The organism is Actinocatenispora thailandica (assembly GCF_016865425.1).
GTDB lineage: Bacteria > Actinomycetota > Actinomycetes > Mycobacteriales > Micromonosporaceae > Actinocatenispora > Actinocatenispora thailandica.
In genome coordinates, this window is record NZ_AP023355.1 from 7,071,018 (window position 1) to 7,097,156 (window position 26,139).

Annotated in this window: 18 protein-coding genes and 1 pseudogene; 14 read left to right on the top strand and 5 right to left on the bottom strand. The window is 75.0% G+C overall.

Going from position 1 to position 26,139, the window contains the following annotated elements; all coding sequences use genetic code 11:
* Positions 1–24: 24 nt before the first annotated feature.
* From Athai_RS31995 to Athai_RS32005, 3 genes are all read right to left on the bottom strand, one after another.
* The gene (locus Athai_RS31995; RefSeq protein ID WP_203964925.1) at positions 25–1,194 is read right to left on the bottom strand and encodes a hypothetical protein; all 1,170 of its coding nucleotides are present in this window, start codon (positions 1,192–1,194) and stop codon (positions 25–27) included.
* Between the two features lie 369 nt (positions 1,195–1,563).
* Complete coding sequence (locus Athai_RS32000) at positions 1,564–4,674, bottom strand: GTPase (RefSeq protein WP_203964926.1); 3,111 nt, start codon at positions 4,672–4,674, stop codon at positions 1,564–1,566.
* Positions 4,671–8,558 (bottom strand): hypothetical protein, encoded by a 3,888-nt coding sequence (locus tag Athai_RS32005; RefSeq protein WP_203964927.1) that lies wholly within the window; start codon positions 8,556–8,558, stop codon positions 4,671–4,673. The genes Athai_RS32000 and Athai_RS32005 overlap by 4 nt, the downstream gene beginning before the upstream one ends.
* Positions 8,559–9,282: 724 nt before the next feature.
* Between Athai_RS32005 and Athai_RS32010 the strand changes: the two genes are divergently transcribed.
* The 8 genes and pseudogenes from Athai_RS32010 to Athai_RS32045 all read left to right on the top strand — a co-directional run bounded on the left by Athai_RS32010 (position 9,283) and on the right by Athai_RS32045 (position 17,308).
* Positions 9,283–10,101 (top strand): maleylpyruvate isomerase N-terminal domain-containing protein, encoded by an 819-nt coding sequence (locus Athai_RS32010; RefSeq protein ID WP_203964928.1) that lies wholly within the window; start codon positions 9,283–9,285, stop codon positions 10,099–10,101.
* Between the two features lie 201 nt (positions 10,102–10,302).
* The gene (locus Athai_RS32015) at positions 10,303–11,358 is read left to right on the top strand and encodes a hypothetical protein (protein WP_203966810.1); all 1,056 of its coding nucleotides are present in this window, start codon (positions 10,303–10,305) and stop codon (positions 11,356–11,358) included.
* A gap of 217 nt (positions 11,359–11,575) precedes the next feature.
* The gene (locus tag Athai_RS32020) at positions 11,576–12,055 is read left to right on the top strand and encodes a hypothetical protein (RefSeq protein WP_203964929.1); all 480 of its coding nucleotides are present in this window, start codon (positions 11,576–11,578) and stop codon (positions 12,053–12,055) included.
* Between the two features lie 250 nt (positions 12,056–12,305).
* Entirely contained in the window at positions 12,306–13,394 is a 1,089-nt protein-coding gene (locus tag Athai_RS32025) for a 3-deoxy-7-phosphoheptulonate synthase (protein WP_203964930.1), read from the top strand.
* An 87-nt stretch (positions 13,395–13,481) separates the two neighbouring features.
* The gene (locus tag Athai_RS32030) at positions 13,482–14,171 is read left to right on the top strand and encodes a response regulator transcription factor (RefSeq protein ID WP_275422677.1); all 690 of its coding nucleotides are present in this window, start codon (positions 13,482–13,484) and stop codon (positions 14,169–14,171) included.
* 305 nt (positions 14,172–14,476) lie between these two features.
* Positions 14,477–15,789 (top strand): annotated as a pseudogene (locus tag Athai_RS35440) (HAMP domain-containing sensor histidine kinase).
* 79 nt (positions 15,790–15,868) lie between these two features.
* Positions 15,869–16,414 carry a hypothetical protein gene (locus Athai_RS32040; RefSeq protein WP_203964931.1) on the top strand — a complete coding sequence of 182 codons (546 nt, stop codon included), beginning with the start codon at positions 15,869–15,871 and terminating at the stop codon, positions 16,412–16,414.
* 84 nt (positions 16,415–16,498) lie between these two features.
* Positions 16,499–17,308: a hypothetical protein gene (locus Athai_RS32045; RefSeq protein ID WP_203964932.1), complete on the top strand. Its 810-nt coding sequence runs from the start codon at positions 16,499–16,501 to the stop codon at positions 17,306–17,308.
* Positions 17,309–17,324: 16 nt separating this feature from the next.
* On the opposite strand, the gene Athai_RS32050 is transcribed toward Athai_RS32045, so the two are convergent.
* A complete protein-coding gene (locus Athai_RS32050) occupies positions 17,325–17,924 on the bottom strand; it encodes a GNAT family N-acetyltransferase (protein ID WP_203964933.1) in 600 nt (199 codons plus the stop codon).
* A 132-nt stretch (positions 17,925–18,056) separates the two neighbouring features.
* On the opposite strand from Athai_RS32050, the gene Athai_RS32055 reads away from it, so the two are divergent.
* The 6 genes from Athai_RS32055 to def all read left to right on the top strand — a co-directional run bounded on the left by Athai_RS32055 (position 18,057) and on the right by def (position 25,582).
* Positions 18,057–21,470 (top strand): UvrD-helicase domain-containing protein, encoded by a 3,414-nt coding sequence (locus Athai_RS32055; RefSeq protein ID WP_420829808.1) that lies wholly within the window; start codon positions 18,057–18,059, stop codon positions 21,468–21,470.
* Positions 21,471–21,661: 191 nt separating this feature from the next.
* Positions 21,662–22,549 carry an LppU/SCO3897 family protein gene (locus Athai_RS32060; RefSeq protein ID WP_203964935.1) on the top strand — a complete coding sequence of 296 codons (888 nt, stop codon included), beginning with the start codon at positions 21,662–21,664 and terminating at the stop codon, positions 22,547–22,549.
* Between the two features lie 529 nt (positions 22,550–23,078).
* Positions 23,079–23,519: a flagellar basal body-associated FliL family protein gene (locus tag Athai_RS32065; protein WP_203964936.1), complete on the top strand. Its 441-nt coding sequence runs from the start codon at positions 23,079–23,081 to the stop codon at positions 23,517–23,519.
* A 184-nt stretch (positions 23,520–23,703) separates the two neighbouring features.
* The gene (locus Athai_RS32070; protein ID WP_203964937.1) at positions 23,704–24,138 is read left to right on the top strand and encodes a DUF6314 family protein; all 435 of its coding nucleotides are present in this window, start codon (positions 23,704–23,706) and stop codon (positions 24,136–24,138) included.
* Positions 24,139–24,256: 118 nt separating this feature from the next.
* A complete protein-coding gene (locus Athai_RS32075) occupies positions 24,257–24,811 on the top strand; it encodes a winged helix-turn-helix domain-containing protein (protein ID WP_203964938.1) in 555 nt (184 codons plus the stop codon).
* A 231-nt stretch (positions 24,812–25,042) separates the two neighbouring features.
* Entirely contained in the window at positions 25,043–25,582 is a 540-nt protein-coding gene (def, locus tag Athai_RS32080; protein ID WP_203964939.1) for a peptide deformylase, read from the top strand.
* A 156-nt stretch (positions 25,583–25,738) separates the two neighbouring features.
* On the opposite strand, the gene Athai_RS32085 is transcribed toward def, so the two are convergent.
* Complete coding sequence (locus Athai_RS32085) at positions 25,739–26,077, bottom strand: hypothetical protein (RefSeq protein ID WP_203964940.1); 339 nt, start codon at positions 26,075–26,077, stop codon at positions 25,739–25,741.
* Positions 26,078–26,139 lie beyond the last annotated feature (62 nt).

Consider the following 26,139-nt stretch of genomic DNA (forward strand, 5'->3'; position numbering starts at 1 on the left):
CGGACCGGCGCTGACCCGCCGAGTTCAGCGCGGCAGGTTGGTGGCCAGCCAGCTACGGACGGCGTCCTGATCGGTCGGGTCGACGCCGTCGGACAGCATCGCCCGCGCCACCTGGGCGGCCGTCGCCGCGTTGCCGCCCGCGTCCGCCATCGCCGCGGCGAAGTCGTCCAGGCGCCCCCGGATCGCCTCCTGGGTGGCCATCACGGCGTCCTCGGGGAGACCACGGCGGTGCCCGGAGTACGTGACGAACGCGAGCAGGACGGTCGGCAGCCAGTCGACGCACTCGGCGTCCAGGACGGCGGACGCCGGCACCCAGTCGACCAGGAACCGTTCCGCCGAGGTCGGGCTCCACCGGTGGGGGTCGGCCGGCGCGTACTCGGCGATCAGCCGGGCGCACGCCTCGACCACGCCGTCCGGAGCGTCCTCGATCGACGCCTCCGGCGCGGCCAGGAACTCGGCCACCGGGTCGGCAGCCGCCCCGGCGCCGGCGGCTGGCGCGGCCGGCAGCGTCGCCAGCCGGGCCAGCAGCAGCGCACGGTCCTCGGCGAACTCCGTCGAGTCGGGTAGTTCGGGCAACTCGTCGGTACCGGCCAGCAGCGGTTCGATCGTCGACCGGGCGGTGCTCGGTGCCACCTCGACGAGCCGCAGGTCGTGGTTGTCCGCCGCGCTGCGCCGGCAGTCGGCCAACACCCGCTCCGGCTCGGTCGACGCCCAGCAGTCCTTCACCACGGAAAGATTCGCGTCGGTCAGCACGCAGCAGGCGTGCGGCGCGCCACCCAACCGGCCGTCCGCGAACTCGAAGATCAGCACGAACTCGGTCTGGTCGCCGTAGACGTCGCTCATCGCCCAGGCGTCCGTGCACCGGGCGGTACCGATCTCGGCGGCCCAGGCCGGCCGGCTCTCCGCGTCGAGCGCGGCGCCGGCCCGAGCGGCCGCCTCGGCCGGGGCCACCCCGGAGAGCCCGGCCAGCAGCGCGCCGGCCAGTGCGTCGCCCCGGCCGTCCAGCACCGACACCAGATCGTCGGCGAACCGGGCGACCGCGGCGGCGCGATCCTCGTCGGCCGCCGCGTACGCCCCGCCGAGCAGCGCGGACACCGCGAACTCGGCGTCCAGCGCGGTGTCCACGTCGGCGATCGGCGCGCACGCGGCCAGGATCGGCGCGAAGAATTCCTGCTGCTTCCCGGAGACGGACATCCGCCCAGCCTACGTGCCGCCGCAGCGTCCCCAGCCCGCCGTCGCCGGCCGCGCTCCCGGTTGGCCGCCACGGCGCTCCGACCCACCGCCGCGGCCGTGCCGGAGATCGGCCGTCGGGTGTTCCCGGCCCGCCGTCGGCATCGCGCGCAGGCCAACGAACGGGCTCCGGCGGCAGGCCGGGCCGCACCGACCCCGGCGGCTGGCCACCGTTGTTCGGGCGGCGGCCAGCGCCGCACTGGCGGGCGGCCCTGCGTCAACCACCGCCGGCTCCGGGCGTTGCCGGTGCGGGCACGCACCGGAGCCGAACGGGTTCCGGCGTGCGCCGGCGGAGCCTGCCGGCCCCGGCCGAACTCCGCGCGGAACGAGCCGCTACCGGCCCCGCGCCGCGGACAGGGCGGTGTGCGCGGTGCGGTAGGCGGCCAGCTCCGCATCGACCGGTACCTGCACGCAGTCGTGCGCGGCGGCCGCGACGGTCGCTCGCAGGGCCGCGTCCAGCCCGGCCCGCTCGGCCCGCGCCGCCCGGCCCACCAGCGGCAGCGCGGCCAGCGACGACGCCACGCCGAGCAGCACGCCGCCGGCCAGCAGCCACAGCGCCGCCAGCCCGGGGTCCGGCACCGCGTCGGACACCGTCGCGGCGATCAACCAGCCGGCACCGAGCACCGCGGCGACGCCGAAGATCCACTGCAGCACGCCGAGCACCGTCCACCACGCCGGCCGGGTACCGCGGGCTGCCTGGGCCGGCAGCCCCGCCAGCCGGCCGCCGAGCGCCGGTACCTGCTCGGTCAGCGCGCCGCGCAGCGCGTCCCGCCAGGGCATCGGGAGCGGTTCGAACACCGGCCCGAGACTCGTCCGCAGCGCGCCACCGAGGTCGATCCGGCGCGCCTCCGGTACCGGTGATGCCGGGTCGGGGCCCGCCTCCTGCCGCCCGGTGCCGGCACCGGTGGACTTCGCGGCGCCGCCGGTGCCGGCTGCTCCGCTGCCGCCGGCCCGGGTGGCGCCGGTCTCCGGGCTCGGCGCGGCCAAGGCTTCGCCGGCTGGCGCGTCCCCGCTGCCGGAGCCTTCGGGCCGGTCGTACCCGGTGCGCTCGTCCCGGTGCTGGCCCTCCCCGGGCGCCCCGGCGTCGCCGGCCCGGCCGTCCCGCGTCCCGAGATCCCCGGCCTGCGCCGTTCCGATCCGGGCGGCTGCGGTCTGGCCGGCCGCGGTGCGGCCGGTCTCGGGTGGCGCGGCATCGGGTTGCGGAACGCCGGGCTGCCCGGGTCGGGGGTCCGCACCGGCGAGCGCCGGCTTCGCCCGAGCCGGTTCGGCCGGCGTGGTGTCGTCGAGCCAGTCCAGGTCGTACCGCTCCTGGGCGAGGATCCGGTCCGGATTTCGGCCACCGAGTGCCCGGCGGATGAACAGCCAGCCGGTTGCCCGCCGACCCCGGCGGCGCAGGTCCTGCTCGGCGGCGTCGACCAGGCCGGCGACCCCGACGCGAGCGGACAGCCGGTCGGCCAGCTCCCCCGCGGCGACGCCGGTCGGTGGCTCCGCGTCGGCCAGGTCCGCCAAGCCGTCGACGGTCGCGGCCAGGTCGGCGGCGATCCGTACGGTGGCCGCCTGCCGGCCGGCGACCGCGTCGGCCAGTGTGGAGCGCAGTGCCGCCACGCCGAGCCCGGTTCGTGCCGACGCGAGATGCACCGGTACCGCCGGCAGGCCGTCCTCGCCGAGCAACCGGCGCAGGTCCGCGGCCAGTCGATCCACGTCGGTCTCCGGCAGCCGGTCCACCTGGTTCAGCACCACGGTGACCGCGGCGTCCCGGTCGACCAGCGACGACAGGTAGTGCTCGTGCACGGTGCGATCCGCGTACTTCTGCGGGTCGAGCACCCACAGCACCATGTCGGCCGAGCCGATCAGCCGCTCGACCATCGGCCGGTGCCCGTACTCGATCGAGTCGAAGTCGGGCATGTCGATCAGGACGAGTCCGTGCAGCGCCCGCTGCGCATCGCCGTCGAGCACGCTCTCCCGCTCGGTCCGGTTCTCCGGCGGTACCCCGAGCCAGTCGAGCAGCGGCCCCGTGCCCGCCGGTTCCCAGATGCAGGCATGCAGGTCCGCGGTGGTCGGCCGGCGGGCGCCGACGCGGGACAGGTCGAGCCCGGTCAGCGCGTTGAACAGCCGCGACTTCCCGCTCCCGGTGGTACCTGCCAGCACCACGACGGTGTGCCGCTCGGACAGCGCCAGCCGCTCGTCGGCCCGCGCGAGCAACGCCCGTACCGGCGCGAGCCGCTCGTCCGGCACCCGCCCGTCGGCGGCCTCGACGAACTCGGTCAGCGCCCGCAGCCGCGCCGCAAGGTCGCCCGGCGGCACCTGGCTGGCGGCCGGGCCCGGGTAACGCTCCGCCGGCTCCGCGCCCGCCGGCGCACCGCTGCCGGTCGGCGCCGGCTCCGGGCGCACCTCGGCGCCGGGCGCCGGCTGCCGGCTCGGTCCGGCATCGCTGGTCGCGGCCGGTCCCGGCGGGGCCGGCTCCGTTGCGCCTCCGGCAGGCGGCTCGGCTGCCGTGCTGTCCACCGGCCGCTGCGCCACCGTGCCGGCCTGGTCCCGTGTCTCGTTGGCCCGGTGTTGCGCGCTGCGCTGTGCCGTGCCGGCCGGGTCCTGCGCGCTGTCGACCCGGTGCTGCGCGCTGTCGGTCCGGTGCGGCGGCGCCTCGGCCCGGTCTGGCGTCGCGCTGTCCGCCCGGTGCGGTGTCGCCTCGGTCCGGTGCTGCGTGGGGTCGGCCCGGTCTGGCGTCGCGCTGTCCGTCCGGCGCGGCGTCGTCTCGGCCCGGCGCTGCGTGGGGTCGGTCGCGCTGTCCGTCCGGCGCGGTGTCGCCTCGGTCCGGTGCTGCGTGGGGTCGGCCCGGTCTGGCGTCGCGCTGTCCGTCCGGTGCGGCGTCGTCTCGGCCCGGCGCTGCGCGCTGTCGGTCTGGTGCGGCGGCGCGCTGGTCCGGCCCCGCGTCGTGTCGGCCTGGTGCTGCGTCGCGGTGTCGGCCGGGTGGGGCGACCGAGTGTCGGTCCGTTGCGGCGCCGCCGGGTCGGTCCGGTGCCGCGGCAGGGAGCCGGCGGTGCTCGTCGGGTCGGTTCCGGCGGAGGGCGCGCCCTGCGCGGCCGCCGGGCCGATGCCGGCGTCGGCCGCCGTGTCGGGGCCGTTCGGGGCGGTGACCGGCGCTTCCGGACCGCCGGCCGCCGCTGCGGCGCCGCCGAGCCGGTCACTGTCGGTGCGCTCGGCGCCGCTGTCGTCTCCCGGCTGCGCCTTGGCCTTCGAACGGCGGTGCGAACCCCGGCGTGCCCGGCCGACACGGTCCGGTACGGCGGTCGGCTCGGCCTGCTCCGCCGGCTGCGCGTCCGGCTCGCTGCCCGACCGCTGCTCGTCCGGCAGCGGCTCGTCCGAGGAGAGCTGCTGGATCCAGGCGGTCATCTCCGGATCGGCGTCGTCGTCCGCGCCGGTGCGCGCCGCTCCTGGCCGGCTCACGTGTCCTCCTGGCCGGTGCCATCGGTCGTCGTCTCGGTCGCACCGTCGTCGGTGCGCTGGTCGGTCGCGGCTCGCTCGGCGTGGTGGGCCCCGCCGTCGCCGGCCGGGTCGCTCCGCTCGCCGTCCGTCGGCGCCGACGCGTCGGCGGGCGTGCCGTCGGCGGTGGCTTCGTCCGCGCCGTGGCCCGGTTCGGTCGCGCCCCGAGCCGTCTCGTCGTCGGTCGCTTCGGACCGGGCCGGGCTCGTCGCCCCGGCACCCTCGGCGGCGTCCTCGGGCACCGATGTACTCGGCCCGGACGCGCCGGTCGCCTTGCCGCGCCCCCCGTCGGCGTCAAGCATCGTGGTCCCGTCGGCCCCGTCGGCCCCGTCGGCCCCGTCGGCCCCGTCGGGCGCGCCGGCCCCGTCGGGCGCGCCGGCCCCGTCGGGCGCGCCGGCACTGTCGGGCGCGTCGGCCGGTCCGGGTGTCTCCGTTCGATTGGGTGCCGTCGAAGAGGCCGCGTGGTCTGACCGTTCTGCCTGGTCGGGTGTCTCGGCCCGGTCGGTCGTCTCGGCCTCGGTGGGTGCCGTCAGAGCGGCGGCGTCGTCTGGCTCTCCTGCGTCTGGTGTTTCGGTCCGGTCGGTCGTCGCGGCCCGGTCGGGCGTCCCATCCTGGTCGGGTGCCGTCGACGCGGCCTTGTCGCCCGACTCGCCCGACTGGCCCGGTACCTCGGTCCGGTCGGAGGTCTTGGTTCGTTCAGATGTCTCGTCTTGGCCGGATGCCGTCGACGCGGCAGCGTCGTTCGACCCGCCGGCCTGGTCGGGTGTCTCGGCCTGGGCGCGTGGCGTCGGAGCGGTGTCGTGGTCGGCCTGTGATCCGTCGTCGGTGGCGGCAGCGTCGCTGGTCGGCCGCACGTCGCCGTCCGGCCCGCCGGTCGCGTCCTCCGGGCCGCTGGTTGCCTCCTCCGGCCCGCCGGTCGCGTCCTCCGGTGCGACGTCGCCGGGCTCGCCCGCCGCCGATGCGCCGCCGTCGGCTCCGTCCCGCTCACCGATCGGGTCAGCCGAGCCCGCCGGGGCTCCGTTGCCGGCGAACGGCCTCGAACCCGTCGCCGACGCGCCGTCGGTCCGTCCGGGCCCCCCGGACATCGCCGGGTGCGGGGCGGCCATCCGGCTCCCGGCAGCGTGGGAGTCGGAGGTCTGGTGCGGCGCGTCGGGCGCCCCGGCATCCGCTGCATCCGCGGCGTCCTGGGGCTCCGCGACGTCCCCTGGCCCCGTGGTCGTCCCGGAATCCGTGCCGCCAGCGGAATCGGTGGTCTCTTCGGAAGCCGCAGCATCGCCGGAATGCGTGGTCGCCCCGGAATCTGCGGCGCCACCGGGATCGGTGGTCTCTTCGGAAGCTGCGGCATCGCCGGAATGCGTGGTCGTCCCGGAATCTGCGGCGCCACCGGGATCGGTGGTCTCTTCGGAAGCTGCGGCATCGCCGGAATGCGTGGTCGTCCCGGAATCTGCGGCGCCACCGGGATCGGTGGCCTTCCCGGAAGGTACGGCGTCCGCCGGCTCCGTGGCGTTCCCCAGCTCCGTCTCACGGTGAGCGGCCCGCCCCGGCTCAGGAGTTTCCCCTGGCTCAGTGGTCTCCGGGTGCCCGGCGGCCGTGGCCGGCATCGTGGCTGGGTCGGGGTCTGCGGACACGCCGGGTTCCGTGGCCGGGCCGGACTCCGTGGTCGCCTCCGGATCCGCCGTACCGTCGTCGACTCCGGCGCTCGTACCGCCATCGACCCGGGCGTTCGAAGCGTCGTCACCCCTGCTGGCGTCCTTGCCGCCAGGGTCGGCCGCATCGGTCGCGGCCGCCCGGCGCGAGTCGGTCGTACCGGTGGCCTCCTGGTGCGGGACGGCCGGGATGCTCGGCTCCACGGCGCCGTCGCGCGGGCGTGCTTGGGCGGTGCTGGTCTGGCCCGCGGCGGTCGTGGTCGGGCGGCCGTCGGCGGTGCTGCTCTGGTCGGCTTCGACCTCCGCCATAGCGGGTGGGGCCGCGGCGGTGCCGTCCGCGGGTGCGGGCTCGGTGGCGGTCCTGTCCGCGCTGTCGTCGGCGGTGTCGGCAGCGCCCGCGCCGCCTGCGGTGTCGGCCGCGCCGTCGGCGGTGTCGGTACCGGTGTCGGTACCGGTGGCGCCGGTCGCGGGGTGGAAGAGTGGACTGTCCGGGCCGGGCAGCCCGTCGGCCGGCGCCGGGGTGGGCGGCGGTGCCGGAGGTGTGACCGGTGGCAGCGAGCGGCGGTCGGTGACCAGCGCCGCGGCGGTACGGGCGGGCACCAGTGCTTCCGCCGCCGTGCTCAACGCGAGCACCGCGGCGTCGTCGACCGCGTGCTGGTTGAGCACGGCGTCGTAGCGCTTGCGCAGCTGGTCGGCGACCTCGCGGAAGCGACTGATCAGGTCGTCGCGGGCGGTGCCCGCGATGCGGCGTACCACCGGGTCGGCGAGGACGGTGTCGAGCATGGCGCGTTCGGATCCGGTGGCGTCCGTACGCGCGGGCGCGATCAGCACCGCGACCAGGACGAGCAGCCGCACGGCGGCGATGGTGTACTCGGTCTGCCGGGCCACCGAGCGCTGCCCGTCGTCGGTACGGATCCGTTCGTGCAGGTCGTCGAACCACCGCCGGACCAGGTCGGGCGCGGCGAAAGTGTCCACATCGGACAGTAGTGCGGTGCCGGCCGGGCCGCGCTGCCAGCCGTCGGCGATCCGGCGGGCCGCGTCGGCCAGGGTCTCGTCGATCAGGCTGTGCAGCGCCGCCTGCGCCGCCGGGACGAAGTGCCGGCCGGGCAGCGCCCGGCCGGTCAGCGAGACCAGCAGCTGGTCGCGCAGCCGGCCGGAGCGGGACTGGACGGCGCGGACCAGCTCGCCGCCGCCGACCAGCTCCTGCCAGCGGGCCGCGAGTTCGCCGCCGAACAGGCCGCCCTCCCGTACCGCTTCGTCCATTGAGGACAGTGCGCGGGCGTGGCTGGTACGCACCTCGGCGCGCAGCGCGTCCGACTCGCGGTGCTGCGCGGCGAGTTCGGTGCTGAGCAGGGTGAGCTTCGCCGGCAGCGCGGCGATCGCCCCGTCCAGCGTCTGCCGGGCGATCGCGGCGCGGGTCGCGCCGTCGGCCGCCAGCCGGCCGAGCCAGTCGCGCAGCCCGGCGACCTGCTCCTCCGGCAGCAGGTTCTCGTGGTCCATCGCGGACTCGGCCAGCTCGAACAGCGGTACGCCGGCCAACCCGTCGGCGGCGAGCAGCCGGGTGAGGTGGCTGCGGATGCGGCGTGCTTCGCCGACCGGCATCCGGTCCAGTACGACCGCGAGTCCGGCGTCGCGGTCCCGGGCGGCGCGCAGCAGCTGCCAGGGCGTCTCGTCCGCGTACCGGTTGGCGGTGGTGACGAACAGCCAGGCATCGGCGGCGCTCATCAGCTCGTCGGCCAGCTCGCGGTTGTCCGCGGCGACCGAGTCGATGTCCGGCGCGTCCAGCAGCGCCAGCCCGCGGGGTAGCGCCGGAGCGGCAACCACCTGAAGGTGCCGGCCCTGCGGCGGGGATCCACCGGTGCGGGCGAAGGTGGCGAGCAGCCGCGGCCGGCCGAACCAGGACGCGTCCGCCGGGTTGGCCACCAGGACCGGTGCGCGGGTGGTCGGCCGCAGCACGCCGGCCTGGCTGACCGGGGCCCGGACCAGGCTGTTGACCAGGGTCGACTTGCCGGCGCCGGTGGGGCCGCAGACCACCACCAGGAGCGGCCCGGCCAGCTCGGCGAGCCGCGGCGACAGGTAGTCGTCCAGGGTGCCGGCGACCCGCCGAGCCACCTGGCGGGCCTGTGCGGCGCCGGCGGTGGCGAGGCCGAACCGGGCGCCGGCGACGGCGGTCCGCAGCTGCTGCAGGGCCTCGCCGAGCACCTGGTTACCGAGGTCGTCCGGACCGGCGGCGGCCTGCCGGCCGGCGCCGGTTTCCGCCCCGGCGGCCCCGGCGGTCCCGGTGGCGCCGGTGGTCCCGGTGACACCGGCCGCCGGGGGCTGGCATGCCCAGCGGTCCCGGTGGGGACGGCGGACGCGGCGAACCCGGTCTGCGCGGTGGGGTCGGCGGCCGGCGGGGCATGCTGCTCCGTCGGCTCCCGGCGCTCGGCGCGCGTCGGCTCGGGTGGGTTGCCTCGATGCGTGGAACCGCTCGGTTCCGTGATGCCCGTCGGGCGGTGGTCGCCTGGCTCAGGCTGCCGACCGGCCTCGGTGAACTGTCGCCCCCCGGCTGGCGCGACGCCGCTGTCCCGCTGCGTCGTCACGGCTCAAGGGTGCCCGATCGAGGAAGCGGCCGACAACGCACACGCCAGAGCACGACCGCGGTTTCCGCCCCAGCGCGGTGCCAATATCGGTAACAACGGTATGTTTCCGGCATGCGTGACATGGTGCCCCTCCGTACGGCGGGCTACGCCTCGGTGCCTCGGTCGGTCCCGCCTCGACCTCGGTAACGGTAAGCTGCGCTGCCCGATGACGCCGACCCCGGGCGCGGTGGATCTGTCATGCCGGTGACATCGTGGCCTGGCCGGGTGTGCGAGAGTCGAGCGGTACCGCTGGATGGATATTCTTCCTATATCGGTCGTTGTCAACTGTAACGGGGCTGGTTCGCATGCACGGTAGGAGAGCCGCCCAGGCCCCGCAGGGCGGCGACGGCACCCCGCGTCGCGAACCGGACGCCAGCCACGGCCACCGGCCGGCGGGCCTTGCTGCCGCGGCTCCGGAGCCCGGCCCGACGCCGGCGGCGGAGCCGACCGCGGTCACCCGGGAGCAGGCACTCGCCGCGCTGACCGTGGCGTACCGGCAGCTCACCGTGATCGTGCGGGAGCGCCCCGACGCCGACCTGATCCGCCCCAGCCGGTGCACCGGCTGGTCGGTGCTGGACGTGCTCTACCACGTGCTGCTCGACGCGCAGCGCGCGCTGATCGCGCTGGCCACGCCGGACGACCGGGTCGCCGACACCGACTACATCTCGTACTGGCGGTCCTTCCCGGCGTCGCCCCGCATCGGCGCGAACGAGCACGCGCGGGCGGTCCGGATCGCCGCGTCGGCGTTCCGCCCGCGCACCCTGATCCAGCTGTGGGAGGAGACGTCCGCCGCGGTGGTACACGCCGCCCGGGCCGCCGACGCCGACCTGCGACTCAGTACCCAGCAGCACGTCCTGACGCTGCCCGACCTGCTGGCCACGCTGGCCGTGGAGGCCTGCGTACACGGGCTGGACATGACGGTGGAGCTGGCGGCACCGACGCCGGACCCGCTGCCGCTGGAGCTGACCCGGCGCACGCTCGACGGCCTGCTCGGCGCCGGGGTGCGCCGGCCCGGTTGGACGGACCGTGACTATGTGTTGAAGGGCACCGGCCGGTCGCCGCTGAGCGCGACGGAGCGTGAGCTGCTGGGTCCGTCCGCGGCGCAGTTTCCGCTCTTCGCATGATCGACGTCCGGTTTCGCCCCGGGTCCTTGGTCCCGGCTCGGCCTGCCGATGATGTGATAGTGGCGCCGGTTGTCTAGGGTCTGAGCCTAGGAAAGTCCGCACGGGGCCTCCGGCGGTGCCGCCGTCGGGGCCACTGGCCCTCTGGCCGCGGCGCGCCAGACCCCCATCGCGTACCACCCGTCCGAAAGCTCAGGTATCGCCGTGACGCAGCCCCCCTACGATCCGTACTCCGGCTACGGGAACCAGCCGGGCTACGGTCAGCAGCCCGACTACGGTCAGCAGCCCGGGTACGGTCAGCAGCCCGGCTACGGCCAGCCGCAACCTCAGTCGTACGACCAGACCGGCTACGGTCAGCCGGATCCCGGCTGGCAGCAGCCGGACGCCGCCCCGTACTCCGGGGTGCCGAACTCGGGTGCGCCGGTGTCCGGTGGCTACGGCCCGGACCCGTACGCGAGCTACCAGGCCAATCCGGCGAGTGGTCCGGCGTACGGGCAGCCCAGCGCACCGGGCTACGGCGCGCCGGGCTACCCGCCGCCGCCGACCGGCGGCTCCGGCGGCGGGAACAAGGGCCCGCTGATCGGCGGGATCATCGGTGGCGGCGCGCTGGTGCTGGTGGCGATCGTGGTCATCACGGTGCTGCTGGTGACGAAGTCCAGCAAGGACGACACCCCGCCCGACGCGCAGGGCAGCACCTCGACGTCGGCGTCCGCGTCGCCCGCACCGAGCGACAGCGCGAGCAGCGACGGCGGCGACTCGTCCGGCCAGCCGCCGGACAAGATCGACGACAAGGTCGACTGGTCGCCGTTCGAGGACGCGTACGGGAAGTCCTCCGGCTCGGTGTCGAACAGCAAGTCGAGCGACGACAACATGACGCAGGTGCGCGCGACGCAGACGTTCGGCAGCTACAGCGGCTCCACGTACGCGTCGGTGTCGGTCGCCGGGCTGTACTTCGACACCGCCAGCGACGCGAGCCAGCTGTTCAGCTACTACTGCGGTTCGGACGCCAGCAACGTCAAGAGCGGGTCGATGAAGGACGCCGACATCGGCGACCAGGCCTGCTCGTACGTCAGCGAGTCGAGCGACGGCTCGGACGGCGGCGCCATCCTGTACGTGCAGGTGCTCAAGGGTTCCTTCATGCTGCAGATGAGCCCGATGGTGTTCCACTCGGACGACAGCAAGTGGTCCGACTCCGACCTGGACAAGGTGCGGTCGCAGGCCATCGAGAGCGCGAAGGGCACGCTGGACAAGCTGACCTGACCGGGCAGTGCCGACACCGAGGGCCCCGCACCGGCGTGCGGGGCCCTCGGCGTGTCCGTCACCGGATCGGCCGGGCCGGCAGACCGGCGACCCGCCTGTCCGGCACCGTCCGGTCGCGGCACCGGGTCGCCCGACCCCGCGTGTCCGTCACCGGATCGGTCGACCCGCGTGACGCGACGGTGCTCCGCCCCGTTGTACGGGATTTGGGAGGATCTTCATGGACACGTTCTCGCTCTCGCTGCTGCCCGCCGCCGCCGACGCCGGCCTCGACACGCTGACCGTCAGCCGGCACGTACCGGTGTTCCGTCGCGACGTCGGGCGACACGACACCACGCTCGCGGTGGCGCAGTGCGTCGATCCGGACCGCTTCGTCAACGCCGGGCTGATCCTGCTGCTGACCCGCCGGCGGCTGGTCGTCACCCGGCAGAGCAGGCTGTTCGACCGGGTCCGGCCGCTGATCACCGCGGATCTGACCGAGCTGGCCGAGATCGACTGGACCGCCCGGGAACGGCTCGGGCTGCTCGACTTCCGGTTCACGGTCCGCGGCGCCGCGCATCACCTCTGGGTCCGGGCGCCACACCGGGGGCAGCTCGCGCACCTCGTCGGGGTGTTCGGCCGCACCTTCGCCGCCGGTACCGCCGACGAGCTGGCCGCCCGCCGGCACGCGCCGGGCCGGCGCATCCCCCGCCAGCGTTGACCGGCCCCGACGACCGGCCGGCGCCCGATGCCGCGGGGACCGGCCTCGTGCTGGTAGAGTCGCCGTCGTGCCGCGTCTGTATTGGTGGTTTACATCGCCGGCCCTGGGTGGGGTCGGGCGGGCCACCGTGCACTGACGCCTCGACAACCATCCAGAGCCGGCAAAGGCAGGGGATTCTCCCCTGCCTTTCGTGTTTCCCGCAGCAGGCCGGCCGGATGGGACCGCGTGCGGCCTGCGGAAAGGTCAGTCCATGGAACCGCTCCGAGATCGCCGCATCGCCTCGGTCCGCCCGCTGGTGCAACCGGCGCTGCTCGCCGAGGAGCTGCCGATCACCGACCACGTGGCCGGCACCGTACGGGACGGCCGGCGCGCCGTGATCGACGTGCTGTCCGGTACCGACGACCGGCTGCTCGTGATCGTCGGCCCCTGCTCGGTGCACGACCCTGCCGCCGCCCTGGAGTACGCGCAGCGGTTGGCGGGTGTGGCCGACCGGCTGCGCGACGACCTGGCGATCGTGATGCGGGTGTACTTCGAGAAGCCGCGCACCGTGGTCGGCTGGAAGGGCCTGCTCAACGACCCGCGGCTGGACGGCAGCTTCGAGGCGAACGAGGGGCTGCGGCTCGGCCGCCGGCTGCTGCTCGACATCGGCGCGCTCGGCCTGCCGGTGGGCTGCGAGTACCTCGACCCGATCCTGCCGCAGTACCTGGCGGACGCGGTGAGCTGGGGCGCGATCGGCGCCCGGACCGCGGAGAGCCAGGTGCACCGGCAGCTCGCGTCCGGCCTGTCGATGCCGATCGGGATCAAGAACGGTACCGACGGGGGTGTCGGGGTGGCGATCGACGCGGTACGCGCCGCGGCGGTGCCGCACGTCTTCCCGGGCGTGACCGAGCACGGCGTGGCGGCGATCATGCAGACCGCCGGCAACCCGGACTGCCACGTCATCCTGCGCGGTGGCCGGTCCGGCCCGAACTTCGGCGCCGAGCCGGTGGCGGCCGCGCTGGGCCAGCTGCGCGACGCGCGGCTGCCGGAGCGGGTGATCATCGACTGCTCGCACGGCAACAGCGGCAAGGACCACGCCCGGCAGCCGCTGGTCGCCGCGGACGTCGCCGGTCAGCTGGCGGCCGGCCAGCGCGGCATCGTCGGGGTGATGCTGGAGAGCTTCCTGGTGGACGGCCGGCAGTCGCTGGGCATCGAGGGTGGCTCCGGCGAGCTGACCTACGGGCAGAGCGTCACCGACGCCTGCCTGGGTTGGGAGACGACGGTGCCGGTGCTCGACGAGCTGGCCGGCGCCGTCCGGGCCCGCCGCAGCCGGGTGGCCGGCCCGGCCGCCGTCCACTGACCCCCGTCGGGGCGGCCCGCGGCGGATGATGGCCGGGTACCGGTGCCGGCGAGTGGTGTGCCGGCCGGCGGAACTCGGGAGGATGCGCTGACCGATACGCAGCGTCGCGGGCTGGTCGTGGTCGTCGAGGACGAACCGGCGATCAGCGACCTCGTCCGGATGTACCTGCTTCGGGACGGGTTCGGGGTGAGTTGCCACGGCGACGGCGAGGCGGGCCTGGCCGCGGTGCGCCGGGAGCGGCCGGTCGCCGTGGTGCTCGACATCCGGCTGCCGGGCATCGACGGTACCGAGGTGTGCCGGCGGCTGCGCGCCGCGGACGACTGGACCCCGGTGCTGTTCCTGACGGCCGCGGACGACGAGGTGGACCGGGTGGTCGGGCTGGAGCTGGGTGCCGACGACTACCTGACCAAGCCGTTCAGTCCCCGCGAGCTGGTCGCCCGGCTGCACGCGGTACTGCGCCGCACCAGCGGCCCGGCGACCCACCGGGTGTACCGGCTGGGCCGGGTCAGCGTCGACACCGAGCGGCGCCGGGTCAGCCTGGACGGCGCGCCGGTGCCGTTCACCGCCACCGAGTTCGACCTGCTGGCGCACCTGATGGCCCGGCCCGGCCGGGTCTTCACCCGGGACGAGCTGCTCGCCGCGGTGTGGGGGTACGCCGCGCATGCCGGCACCCGTACCGTCGACGTGCACGTGGCGCAGGTGCGCGGCAAGCTCGGCGCGGCGAGCCCGATCCGTACCGTGCGGGGGGTCGGCTACGCCGCGGAGACCGCGCCGTGACCGGCCCACCGCCGCCCGGTCCACCATCCGGTCCAGCGTCCGGCGCGTCCGGGCCCGGCTCGTCCGGCTCGTCCGGGCCCGGCTCGTCCGGCTCGTCCGGGCCCGGCTCGTCCGGCTCGTCCGGGTCGGGCTCGTCCGGGTCGGGCTCCGGGTTGGGCCCGTCCGGCTCGTCCGGGACGTCCGGGTCGGGCTCGTCCGGGGGTGGACGGCCGGTGGCTGCCGCCGTGCCGCCCGGGTCCGGTACGCCCGGGGCACGAGTCGGCGCGCGCGGCCGGCCGGGCCGGCACGGCATCGTCGCGCGGTCGATGCTGGTGACCTGCGCGGTCGCGGTGATCTCGGTACTGGTGACGGCGGCGGTCGCGGTACCGCTGGCGCGCGCGGCCGGCACCCGGGCCGAGCGGCGCGGTCTCGGCCAGCAGGCCGACGTGGTCGCCGCGCTGGTGGCGAACCGCACCGGCCGGCCGGTGCGTACCGCGATGCTGGTGCGGCGGTTGCGCGCGGCCGGGGTGGACCTCGCCGTGGTCACGGACGGCACCGCCGACCGTGCCTGGGTACCGCCGCGGGTGGCGCGCCGGGTCGCCCGCGGCGACGCGGTGGACGCCTCGACCCGCCGGGGCGGGCGCCGCCTGCTGCTTGCCGGCCGGGCCACCGGGGCCGGCGCCGGCGTGGTGCTGGCCCAGCCGGTACCCCGGCTGCTGCCCGCCGCGGCGGTGCCGCCGGTCGGGCTCGCGCTGGTCGCCGGGCTGATCGCCGGCCTGCTGGCCGGGGTGCTGCTGGCCCGCCGGCTGTCCGGGCCGATCCGCCGGGCGGCCGGTGCGGCGCGGCGGATGTCCGCCGGCGACCGGAGCGTGCGGCTGCCGGTGGAGGACCCCGCCGAGGTGGCGGAGCTGTCGTCGGCGCTGAACCAGCTGGCCGGGGCGCTGGCCGACAGCGAGGGCCGGCAGCGCGAGTTCCTGCTGTCGGTGTCGCACGAGCTGCGCACCCCGCTGACCGCGATCCGCGGCTACGGGGAGGCGCTCGCCGACGGCGTGCTGCCCGACGACGCCGCGGTGCGTTCCGCCGGCGCCACCGTGCTCGCCGAGTCGGCGCGGCTGGACCGGCTGGTGACCGACCTGCTGGCGCTCGCCCGGCTGGCCGCGCAGGACTTCCCGATCGAGCTGGTCGACGTCGACCTGGTCGAGCTGGTCGCCGCCGCGGCGACCGCCTGGGCGCCCCGGTGCCGGACGACCGGCCTGGTGCTGCGCACCGAGGTACCGGCGGGCCTGGTCCGGGTCCGGACCGACCCGGGCCGGCTGCGGCAGGTGCTGGACGGGCTGGTGGAGAACGCGTTGCGGGTGGTCCCGGCGGGTGGGCCGGTGGTTCTCGCGGTGCGTACCGAGGGCGGCAGGCGGTGCTGGAGGTGCGCGACGGCGGGCCGGGCCTGTCCGACGACGACCTCGCGACCGCCTTCGAGCGGGGCCGGCTGTACCGCAAGTACCGCGGTGTCCGGCAGGTCGGCACCGGGTTGGGGCTGGCGCTCGCGGCGCGGCTGGTGTCCCGGCTGGGCGGCCGGATCGTCGCCGGCCATGCCGCCGAGGGCGGCGCCGCCTTCACCGTGACGCTGCCGATCCTTACCTGATCCGAACATTCGCCTGACGCCCGGCACGCCACCGGGCGGCAGGCTGTGGCTGTCGTGATCGGCTGGCGAAGGAGGAGCGGTGCGGGACAGGAATCGTACGGGCCGGCGGTGGGCGCTCGGCGCGACGGCGGGCGTGGCCGGCCTGGTGGTACTCACCGGCTGCGGCGCGGCCGCGACCACCTCGGCCGACCCGAGCTCGGTGGACCAGCAGGCGCTGTCCACCCTCGGCATCTCGTCGGCGGGCACCTCGGACGTGTCGGCGACCGCGAGCCCGGACCCGTCCGCCTCGCCGGGCGGGCAGCAGGGCCGGCGAAAGCATCCGCGGCTGCGCCGGTACCTGCGGCGGCACACCCTGCACGGCACCGTGACGGTGCAGACGAAGAAGGGTCCGCAGACGGTGGCGGTGCAGCGCGGCACGGTCGTGTCGGTGACCTCGACCGAACTGACCGTCAAGTCGTCGGACGGCTTCACCGAGACGTGGCGGCTGACCGGGGACACCCGGGTCCGCGCGCACCGGGAGCGCGCCGACGCGTCCGCGGTCAAGGCGAACGAGCAGGTCGGGGTGGCCGGCAAGGAGCAGGGCAAGACGGACACCGCCCGGCTCGTCGTGGTCGTCGCCAAGTAACCGATCGGTGGCTCTGCAGCGTCTTACCGGAATGAGATCGGTGCGGTCTTTTCGGTTCGGCGCGGATTGCGGTACACACAGGGCATGGCAGGCGGAGTCCGGCGAGCGGCACTGTGCGCGGTGACGCTCGGCGCCGTGCTGGTCACCGCCGGATGTGTCCGTACCTACCTGCCCGAGTCGCCGGTGATCAGCAAGTCGCCGGGGCCGCTGCCGTCCGCCAGCGGGTGCAGCCCGTCCCCGACCGCGATGCCGGGTCTGGGCGTCACGCCCGACGGCCCGACACCCGGTGCGTACGGCACCACACCCGGTGCCGGCCTGCCGACCGCGGGCGCCCGGCCGAGCGGCGGCGGTGGCGGGACCGGCGGTCCGCTGCCACCGACGGCCACCGCCCCGCCCTACCCGACCGGCAGCTACCGGCCGCCGGCCGGTCCGCCGGCCACCGGACTGCCGACCGGCGGCGGGATCGGCACCCCGAACCCGGGCGTGCCCGGCGAGACCGGCTGCCCGAGCGGGTCGGCGACGCCGGGTCAGCCGGGTACCGGCCTCCCGTCGGGGCCGGGCACCATCCCGCTGCCCACCGGTACCGGTCCGATCGGCGGCCCGCCGGCGCCCGCCGTGACGGCGTGCCCCGCGTACGCGCCGAGCGACCGGACGATCCTCACCCTCGCGGCGCTGAAGGCGGCCGGTGGGCTGCCCACCGGTACCACCGTGGCGTCCCGGCGGTGCGCCGACGAGTACCTGGTGGCGGACCTGTCGGCGCCGCGGGCGGGCACCATCCGGGTGGTGCTGCAGCACGGCACCGGCGGCTGGCACGCGGTGGCGGTCGGGTCGTACCCGTGCCACGCGCTGAGCACCGCCCCGCCGGCCGCCCGTAACCTCCTCGACTGCGACTGATCCGGACGGCGGCCGGTCAGGGCGTGGCGTCCGCGGCGTCGCGGTGGGTGTAGGAGTTGCGGTCGGCGACCATCAGCCATTCGTCCCGGGCGACGCCCTCGTGCACCTCGGCGTCGGGAACCAGCCGGACCCGCCGGAAGCCCACCTTCTGGTAGGCGCGCTGGGCCCGGTAGTTGTGTGACATTGCGGACAGCGCCACCCGTCGAGCGCCGAGAGTGCCGAACAGGTGGTCGAGTACGAGCCGCAGCATCCGGCTGCCGAGCCCGGCGCCCCACAGCTCGGGCCGGCCGATGAACAGGTCCATCCCGTACGGGTTGTCCAAAGTGGACAGTCGGAGGGCGGCGGCGTCCGCGGTGAAGTCACGCCACCGGTAGTACTGCAGGTAGCCCACCGGCATCCCGTGGTACTCGGCGATCAGGCAGTGCACCGGCACGGTGCCGGCGAGCCGTGGCGTGTACTTCGCGGTGATGTCGAGCAGCGACATCGGTCGGTCCCGCCCGCCGAACCAGCTCAACACCCGCGGATCCGACAGCCATCCGGCCATGGTCGCGAAGTCGTCGTCGACCATCGGCCGGACCGTCAGGTCCCCATCCACCAGCACATCCACCCCAGTCATGGTCGCTCACCGGCGATCGGCGTCGGTCCGGGCCTTCGAATCGAGCCGGACACCGAGGCAAACGAGCGTCCAGCTCCGATGGCCGTGCCGTACCGGCGAGCCCCGGCAGGTTACGCAGAGTTTCGTGGCAGGATGCCGGGCGTGCCGCACGACAGTGCCCCATCCTCTGGTCGGCAGGGCTCTTCAGAGCGCTGCCGGTTCCATGCTGATCTGCACGTGCATTCGAAGTACTCGCGGGCGTGCAGCCGGGACTGCGACCTGGAGCACCTGGCCTGGTGGGCCCGGCGCAAGGGCATCGGCGTGGTGGGTACCGGTGACTTCACCCACCCGGCGTGGCACGCGGCGCTGACCGAGCAGCTCGTCGAGGCCGAACCGGGCCTGTACCGGCTGCGGCCGGAGCTGGAACGCGCGGTCGACCAGAAGCTCGCGCCGTCCTGCCGGGGCACCACCCGGTTCATGCTGAGCGTGGAGATCTCCACCATCTACAAGCGGGACGGCGCCACCCGCAAGGTGCACCACCTGGTCTACCTGCCGGATCTGGCCGCGGTGGGCCGGTTCAACGCGGCGCTGGGCCGGATCGGCAACCTCGGCTCGGACGGCCGTCCGATCCTCGGCCTGGACTCCCGCGACCTGCTGGAGATCACCCTGGACGCGTCGCCGGACGGCTACCTGGTGCCGGCGCACGTGTGGACGCCGTGGTTCGCCGCGCTCGGCTCGAAGTCCGGGTTCGACGCGATCGCCGACTGCTACGCCGATCTGGCCGACCACGTCTTCGCGATCGAGACCGGGCTGTCGTCGGATCCGCCGATGAACTGGCGGGTGTCCGCCCTGGACCGGTACGCGCTGGTGTCGAACTCGGACGCGCATTCGCCGCCGGCGCTGGGCCGCGAGGCCACCAGGTTCACCACGCCGTACGACTTCTTCGCGATGCGCGACGCGCTGCGCACCCGGGACGGTCTCGACGGCACCATCGAGTTCTTCCCCGAGGAGGGCAAGTACCACCTGGACGGGCACCGCAAGTGCGCGGTACGGCTGGAGCCGGAGCAGACCCGCAAGCTCGACGGCCGCTGCCCGACCTGCGACAAGCCGCTGACCGTCGGCGTCCTGCACCGGGTGGAGGCGCTCGCCGACCGGCCCGAGGGGCACCGGCCGCCGCGGGCGGCGTCGTTCCGCAACCTGGTACCGCTGCCGGAGATCCTCGGCGAGATCCACGGTGTCGGGCCGAAGAGCAAGACCGTCGACGGGAAGGTCGTGTCGCTGGTCGCCGAGCTGGGCTCGGAGCTGTCCATCCTCACCGAGGTGCCGATCGACGAGGTGACCCGGGCCGGCGGCACGGAGCTGGGCGAGGCCGTCGCGCGGCTGCGCCGCGGCGAGGTGCGCCGCGAGGGCGGGTACGACGGCGAGTACGGCAGGGTCCGGCTGTTCGAGCCGGGCGAGCTGTCCGACCCGTCCGCGGGCGCGCTGTTCGACCTGGGCCCGGACCCGAACGCGATGCCGCGCAAGCGTTCCGCCGGCGGTACCAGGGCGCGGTCGGTGCCCCGGCAGCGCGCGGTGCCGGCGCAGGACGAGCTGCTGACCGCCGACGGTACGGCACCGCCGGAGGCGCTCGCCGGCCTCGACCACGTGGAGCCGGTGATCACCGGGATGGAGCGGCTCGGTACCGGGCTGCTCGACCTGCTCGACCCCGACCAGAAGGCCGCCGCGCAGGTCACCGACGGTCCGGTGTTGATCATCGCGGGCCCGGGTACCGGCAAGACCCGGACGCTCATCCAGCGGCTCGGGCACCTGATCGCCGAGTGCGGGGTGCCGGCCGAGCGGTGCCTGGCGATCACGTTCACCCGCCGGGCCGCGGACGAGATGCGGGAGCGGCTGCGGTTCCTGCTCGCGGCGGCGCAGCCGGAGCAGCGCGACGCGGCGACCGGGGCCGGTGCGACGGTCAGTACGTTCCACGCGCTCGGGCTGTCGATCCTGCGCGAGCACCCGGACCGGTTCGGGCTGACCGCCGGCTTCCGAATCGCCGACGCGGACGAGCAGCTCGACGCGGTGGGTGAGGCGGCCGGCCTGCCGGACGACGAGACCGCGCAGGCCCGGCGGCTGCTGCGGCAGCTGCAGGAGTTCCGCCGGAACGCCGGCCGGCTCCGGGCCGATGCTCGCGGCGCGGCACCGACCGACGGCCGGCCCGGCTCGGCGACCGCCGGCGCCGGCGACCGTCCCGAGCCCGCCGACGACCTGACCGACCTGGTCAAGGACTACACCGCGGCGCTGCGGGCCCGCGACCTGGTCGACCTGGACGAGCTGGTGCGGCTGCCGGTGCAGCTGCTGTCCAAGGACGAGGCGCTGGTCGCCGCCTACCGCCGGCGGTTCACGCACGTGTTCGTGGACGAGTACCAGGACGTCGACGACACCCAGTACGCGCTGCTGCGGCTGCTCTGCCCGGCGGACGGCAACCTGTGCGCGATCGGCGACCCGGACCAGTCGATCTACTCGTTCCGCGGTGCCGAGGTCGGCTACTTCCTGCGGTTCGCCGAGGACTTCCCGACCGCGACGGTGGTCCGGCTGACCCGCAACTACCGGTCCACCGCGCCGATCCTGGCCGCCGCGGTGCAGGCGATCGCGCCGGACACCCTGGTCGCCGGGCGCAGCCTGGCGCCGGCCCGGCGCGGCGCGATCAACGGCGCCCGGATCACCCGGTACTCGGCGTCGTCGCCGGCGGACGAGGCCGACTTCGTCGCCCGTACCGTCGATGCGCTGGTCGGTGGCTCGTCGTTCCACGCGCTCGACTCGGGCCGGGTCGACTCGCGCGAGCACGGGCCGCTCGGCGGCGTGTCGTTCGCCGACATCGCGGTGCTGTACCGCACCGACGCGCAGGCCGGGCCGATCATCGACGCGCTGTCGCGGTCCGGGGTGCCGGTGCAGAAGCGCTCGCACGACCGGCTGCTGGACCGGCCCGGGGTGGCCGCCATCGTCGACGAGCTGCGGTACGCGACCGGTATCGACGGCGCGATCGCGGCCCGGGTCCGGCTCACCGCCCAGGTGCTCGTCGGCCGCGGGGACCGCCCCGACGCGAACCTGACCGACGCGGACATCCACACCGCGGTCGAGCTGCTGATGCCGCTCGCCGCCCGGTGCGGCGCCGACCTGGAGACGTTCCTCGCCGAACTCGCCACCGGCGCCGAGGTGGACACCTGGGACCCGCGCGCCGACCGGGTCACGCTGCTCACCCTGCACGCCAGCAAGGGGCTGGAGTTCCCGGTGGTGTTCCTGGTCGGCTGCGAGGACGGGCTGCTGCCGCACCGGCTGCCGGGCCGGCCACCGACCGACGAGCAGCTCGCCGAGGAGCGCCGGCTGCTGTTCGTCGGGATCACCCGCGCGAAGGACCGGCTGTACCTCTCGCACGCGGCCCGCCGGCAGCGCCGTGGCGACGGTGAGCCGCGGCCGGCGGACGCCTCACCGTTCCTCGCCGCGATCGACCACCGGCTCTACGACCGGATCGGTGACGACCCGGAGCCGCGCCGGCCACAGGCCCGGCAGCTGCGCCTCATCTGAGCGGCGGTGCGGGCCGGCGGCCGAGCGGAAACCGGCGCGCGCCGACCGTGCGATCCCCCGACAGTCTCCGACCGGGAGGTGCCGGCCGGTTACCGTGACGGGGACAACGGTCGCATGCCTCGCAGCGGTGTGGCGACCGACGCGGGGTACGGCGGGGTGCCTCGGGCCGGCGACCGTGGCGAGGAGGAACGATGTCGAACTACGGACCGCCCGGCGGCTATCCCGGAGCGCCGCAGGACCCGTGGCAGCAGGGCGGCGGCCAACCCGGCGGTTCCTCACCGTACGGGCCGCCGGATCCTGCGAACCCGCCCGGCCCCCCGCCGTACGGCCAGCCGTCCGGTCCCGGTTACGGTGGGCCGCCGAGCGGCCCGGGTTACGGCGGGCCGCCGAGCGGGCCGCCCGGGTACGGGCAGGACCCCTCCAGCGGCGCCGGCTACGACCCGTCCAGCGGGCCCGGATACGGTCAGCCCGGCCCCTACGGCCAGGATCCGTACGGGCAGACCGCACCGATGCCGCCGGGTCCCGGTGGCCCGGGTGGTCCGGGCATGCCGCCCGGTGGCGGCCCCCCGCCGTACGGCGGGGGCGGTGGCTGGGGGCCGGGCGGGTTCAACCAGCCGCCGAAGAAGAGCAAGGGCCCGATGATCGCGATCATCGTCGTGGTCGCGGTCGTGCTGCTCGGCGTGGTGGGTGTCGGAGCGTGGGCGATCTTCGGGCGCGGTAGCGACAAACCCGACCCGGGCCCGACCCCGACCGCGCAGCGCAGCAGCGCCAGCCCGGCGCCGAGCTCGGAGAGCCCGAGCCCGTCCGAGTCGCCGAGCCCGTCGGTGACGCTGCCCGGCGGCGACGCGTACTCGGTCGAGGAGGGTCAGTGCGTCAAGAACGAGGGCACGGACTCGAAGCCGGACCTGAAGATCGTCGACTGCTCCGCGGGCACGTACAAGGTGCTGAAGAAGTTCCGCGGCACCCACGACACCGACAAGTGCAAGGACGTGGCCGGCTCCGACAGCAGCTACTACCAGAAGTTCGGTAGCGACCTGTCCAGCCTGGACTTCGTGCTCTGCCTGCAGAAGCAGGACTGACCTCGACCCGGCCACGATCACACCCTGAATAGCCGCACCATCACCGTCCGTCGAGTGCCGTTCCCGACGGGCGGTGTGGTGTGCGTACCGGCACCGGGCGAGGAGACAGCGCCGGTTACCGTTGCTGTCCAGTTCGCGTGGAGGCGGATGTTGTCGAGGAGGATCGATGTCGCACTACGGGCCGCCAGGTGGTGACCGGCCGTACGGGCAGCCGGACGGGTCCTGGCCCGGGCCGCCCCCCGGCCCGCCGGAGCAGTCGCCGTTCGGCGGCCCGCCCGGTGGCGGTTTCGGCGGACCTCCGCCGCCCGGCCCGATGCCGGACGAGGCGAGCCCGTTCGGTGGCCCGCCGCCGGCCCCCACACCGAACGGTGGCTTCGGCGCCCCGCCGCCACCGGACCCCGGCTTCGGCCCCGGCCCCGGCCCAGCGGCGGACGGCGGCTTCGGTTCCGCCCCGACGGAGGGTGGATTCATCGGGTTCGAGGCGAACCCGCCCGGCGGTCAGCCACCGTGGGACGGCGGTGGAGCGCCGATGTCGCCCCCGCAGCAGCCGCCGAAGAAGGGCAAGGGCCCGCTGGTCCTCGTCATCGCGCTGGTGGCCGTGCTGCTGTTGGGCGGCGGCGCCGCCGGCTGGTACTTCTTCTTCGGCCCCGGCAAGTCCGACTCCACCACCAGCGCGAAGGGCGACAAGGGCAAGGCCTCGGCGAGCCCGTCGGCCAGCGCGAGCGGTGAGGTGAAGGCGGCCGGTGTGCAGAAGGGCGACTGCGTGGTGCCGCCCAAGACCGGCAACAGCGTCACCCCGGCGAAATGCTCGGCCAAGGGTGCGTTGAAGGTCATCGACCGGATCAACGGCACCACCAACGACGCCAAGTGCCCGAAGCCGCAGACGAACTACACCTACAAGTTCACCTCCTACTCGGACAGCAAGAAGTCGTTCGTGCTGTGTCTGGCCACCCAGTCCGGCGGCAAGTGATGTCCGTGGCTGCCGCGTGCGCGGCAGCCACAGACCGGGCAGTCCCGGGGTGGGTGTCCGCTTGGAACGGGTCCGTGACTGCCGCACTGCCATCGGGTGGCAGACGGTATCAGTGCGGGACAAACCGACCAAGGTCTTCGGCCGCCGCGGCGCCGCCCGCCGCGCCGGATGCGACGCTGGAGCGGTGAACGACGTGCCTCACCCGGTGCCGGACACGATCGGCTACCTGGCCGGCCGCTGGCGGCTGGACCGCCGGCTCGCCGACGCCAGAGCCGGCGTGACCGGCACCTTCACCGGGGTCGGCGAGTTCGTCCCGGTACCCGACGGGCTCGACTACGCCGAACGGGGTGAGTTGGCGTTCGGCCCGCACCGGGGCCCGGCGTGGCGGCGGCTGCGGTACCGGGCGGACGGTGCACTGGTGCGCGTCGAGTTCGAGGACGGCCGGTTCTTTCACGACCTGGACCTGCGAAAGGGCACCTGGGCGGTCACCCACCCGTGCCGGGCGGACGGGTACGCCGGCGAGTTCCGGGTGACCTCGGCCGACTCGTTCGTACAGGACTGGACGGTCACCGGCCCGGCGAAGGACCTGCACCTGGTGACCACCTTCGCCCGCCACTGACCCGCCTGTCCGTTACGCTCCGTGCTCGATGGCGTGCGCGCAACTCCGGGACGGTGCTGGGCGCGGCCGGCGCGGTCCGGGCGCAACGCTCTTTGCAAAGCTGGTAGCTTTGCAAAGCATGACGGAGGAGGAGCGGGCCCGGCGGGTCGACGACGCGGCGCTCCGCCACCCGATCCGGGCCGAGCTGCTCGACCTGGTGCGCGAGCTCGGCACCGTGACCTCCACCGAAGCCGCTCGCCGGCTCGGGCACAGCAGCGGGCTCTGCTCGTTCCACCTGCGGCAACTTGCCCGTTACGGCTACCTCGAACCGGCGCCGGCCCGCGGCCGGGTGCGCCCCTGGCGGCTGCGCGGCGTGCCGGCACCGCAACCGACGCCGGTCACCGGGCTCGGTGAGCTGTCCCGGGAGCTGGAGGACGAGGGGTACCGCCGCTGGCTGGCCCAGCGAGCCGACGCACCGCCGGAGTGGCGGCGGGACGCGGCCGACAGCGCGGTGCTCTACCTGACGCCGGACGAGCTGCAGGCGATGGCCGGGGAGATCCGTACCGTGCTGCACCGGTACGCAGGGCGGGAGCACGACCCGGCCGCCCGCCCTGCCGGTGCCGGCCCGGTCGGCGCGGTGCTCCGGCTGTTCCCGCTGCTGCCCGAGACGCCGCTACCCGAGCCGAAGGACTGAACCATGAACGAGCGCATCAGGAGCACCGTGCGGTCGGGGCGCACGAGGGTTCCGACGAAGGAGGAACGCTCATGAGCGAGCGTGAGCGAGTGAATCGTGGGTGCTGTGCGGTGGGGTGCCTCGTGAGGGTTCCGACGAAGGAGGAACGCTCATGAGCGAGCGTGAGCGAGTGAATCGTGGGTGCTGTGCGGTGGGGTGCCTCGTGAGGGTTCCGACGAAGGAGGAACGCTCATGAGCGTTCAGGAGTTGAGGTATTTCGGCGATCCGGTGCTGAAGACGATCTGCGATCCGATCACCGACTTCGGCCCGCGTACCGCGGAGCTGGTCACCGACCTGTTGGAGACGGTGGAGCTGCCCGGCCGGGCCGGACTCGCCGCGAACCAGATCGGGGTGAGCCTGCGCGCGTTCAGCTACAACGTCGACGACCAGTTCGGCTACGTGCTCAACCCGGAGATCGTCGAGCTGTCCGAGGAGCGGCAGGAGATCGACGAGGGCTGCCTGTCGGTGCCGGAGCTGTGGTTCCCGACGGTGCGCGCGGTGCGTGCCGTGTGCCGGGGCGTCGACCTGCGCAACGAACCGGTGGTGGTCAGCGGTACCGGTGTGCTCGCGCAGTGCCTGCAGCACGAGACGGACCACCTGGACGGTCTGCTCTACCTGGACCGGTTGGAGCTGACCGAGCGCCGCAAGGCGATGCGCGCGGTGCGTGAGTCGTCCTGGTTCCTGCCGGGCGGTCGCCGGGAGCCGGCCGGCGCTCCCTGGCGCCTCGGCTGAGCGTCGGCCCCGGGCGGCGTCTCCGGCCTGGTCAGCATCCGTGCCACCGACGATCCGGCCGGGCTCTACACGGGCCGGCTCGGAATCGGCCGGCTCGACACCGGTCGGCTCGGCATCGGTCGGCTCGGCATCGGCCGGTCCGCATCCGGCCTGGGCTCAGCGCCCCGGCAGCTCGGGGTAGCCCGGGCCGTCGATGAACTTCTTCCTGGTCTTCTGCAGTGACTTGGCCGCGGCGTAGCCACTGCCCGCGCCGATCAGCAGGCCGACGATGTCGGCGAACGCGCCGCCGCCGGTGAAGGCGAGGCCGATCAACGCGCCGACGGTGGCGAGCACGGCGATCGGCCAGCGGCCCCGGACGAACCGGGCCACCGGATCACCGCCGGCCCGCTTCTTCGCGGCAGAACCGAGCAGCAGCAGGTAACCGTCGTGGCCGAGCGCGACGAGCAGTCCGACAACGGCAACGACCGTGGCGATGAGGTCGATGATGGTACCCATGACTCCAGTGTGCGTGCTCGAAGCGGCTTCGCCATGGTGCTGGCACCCTGAATCGACCCCGA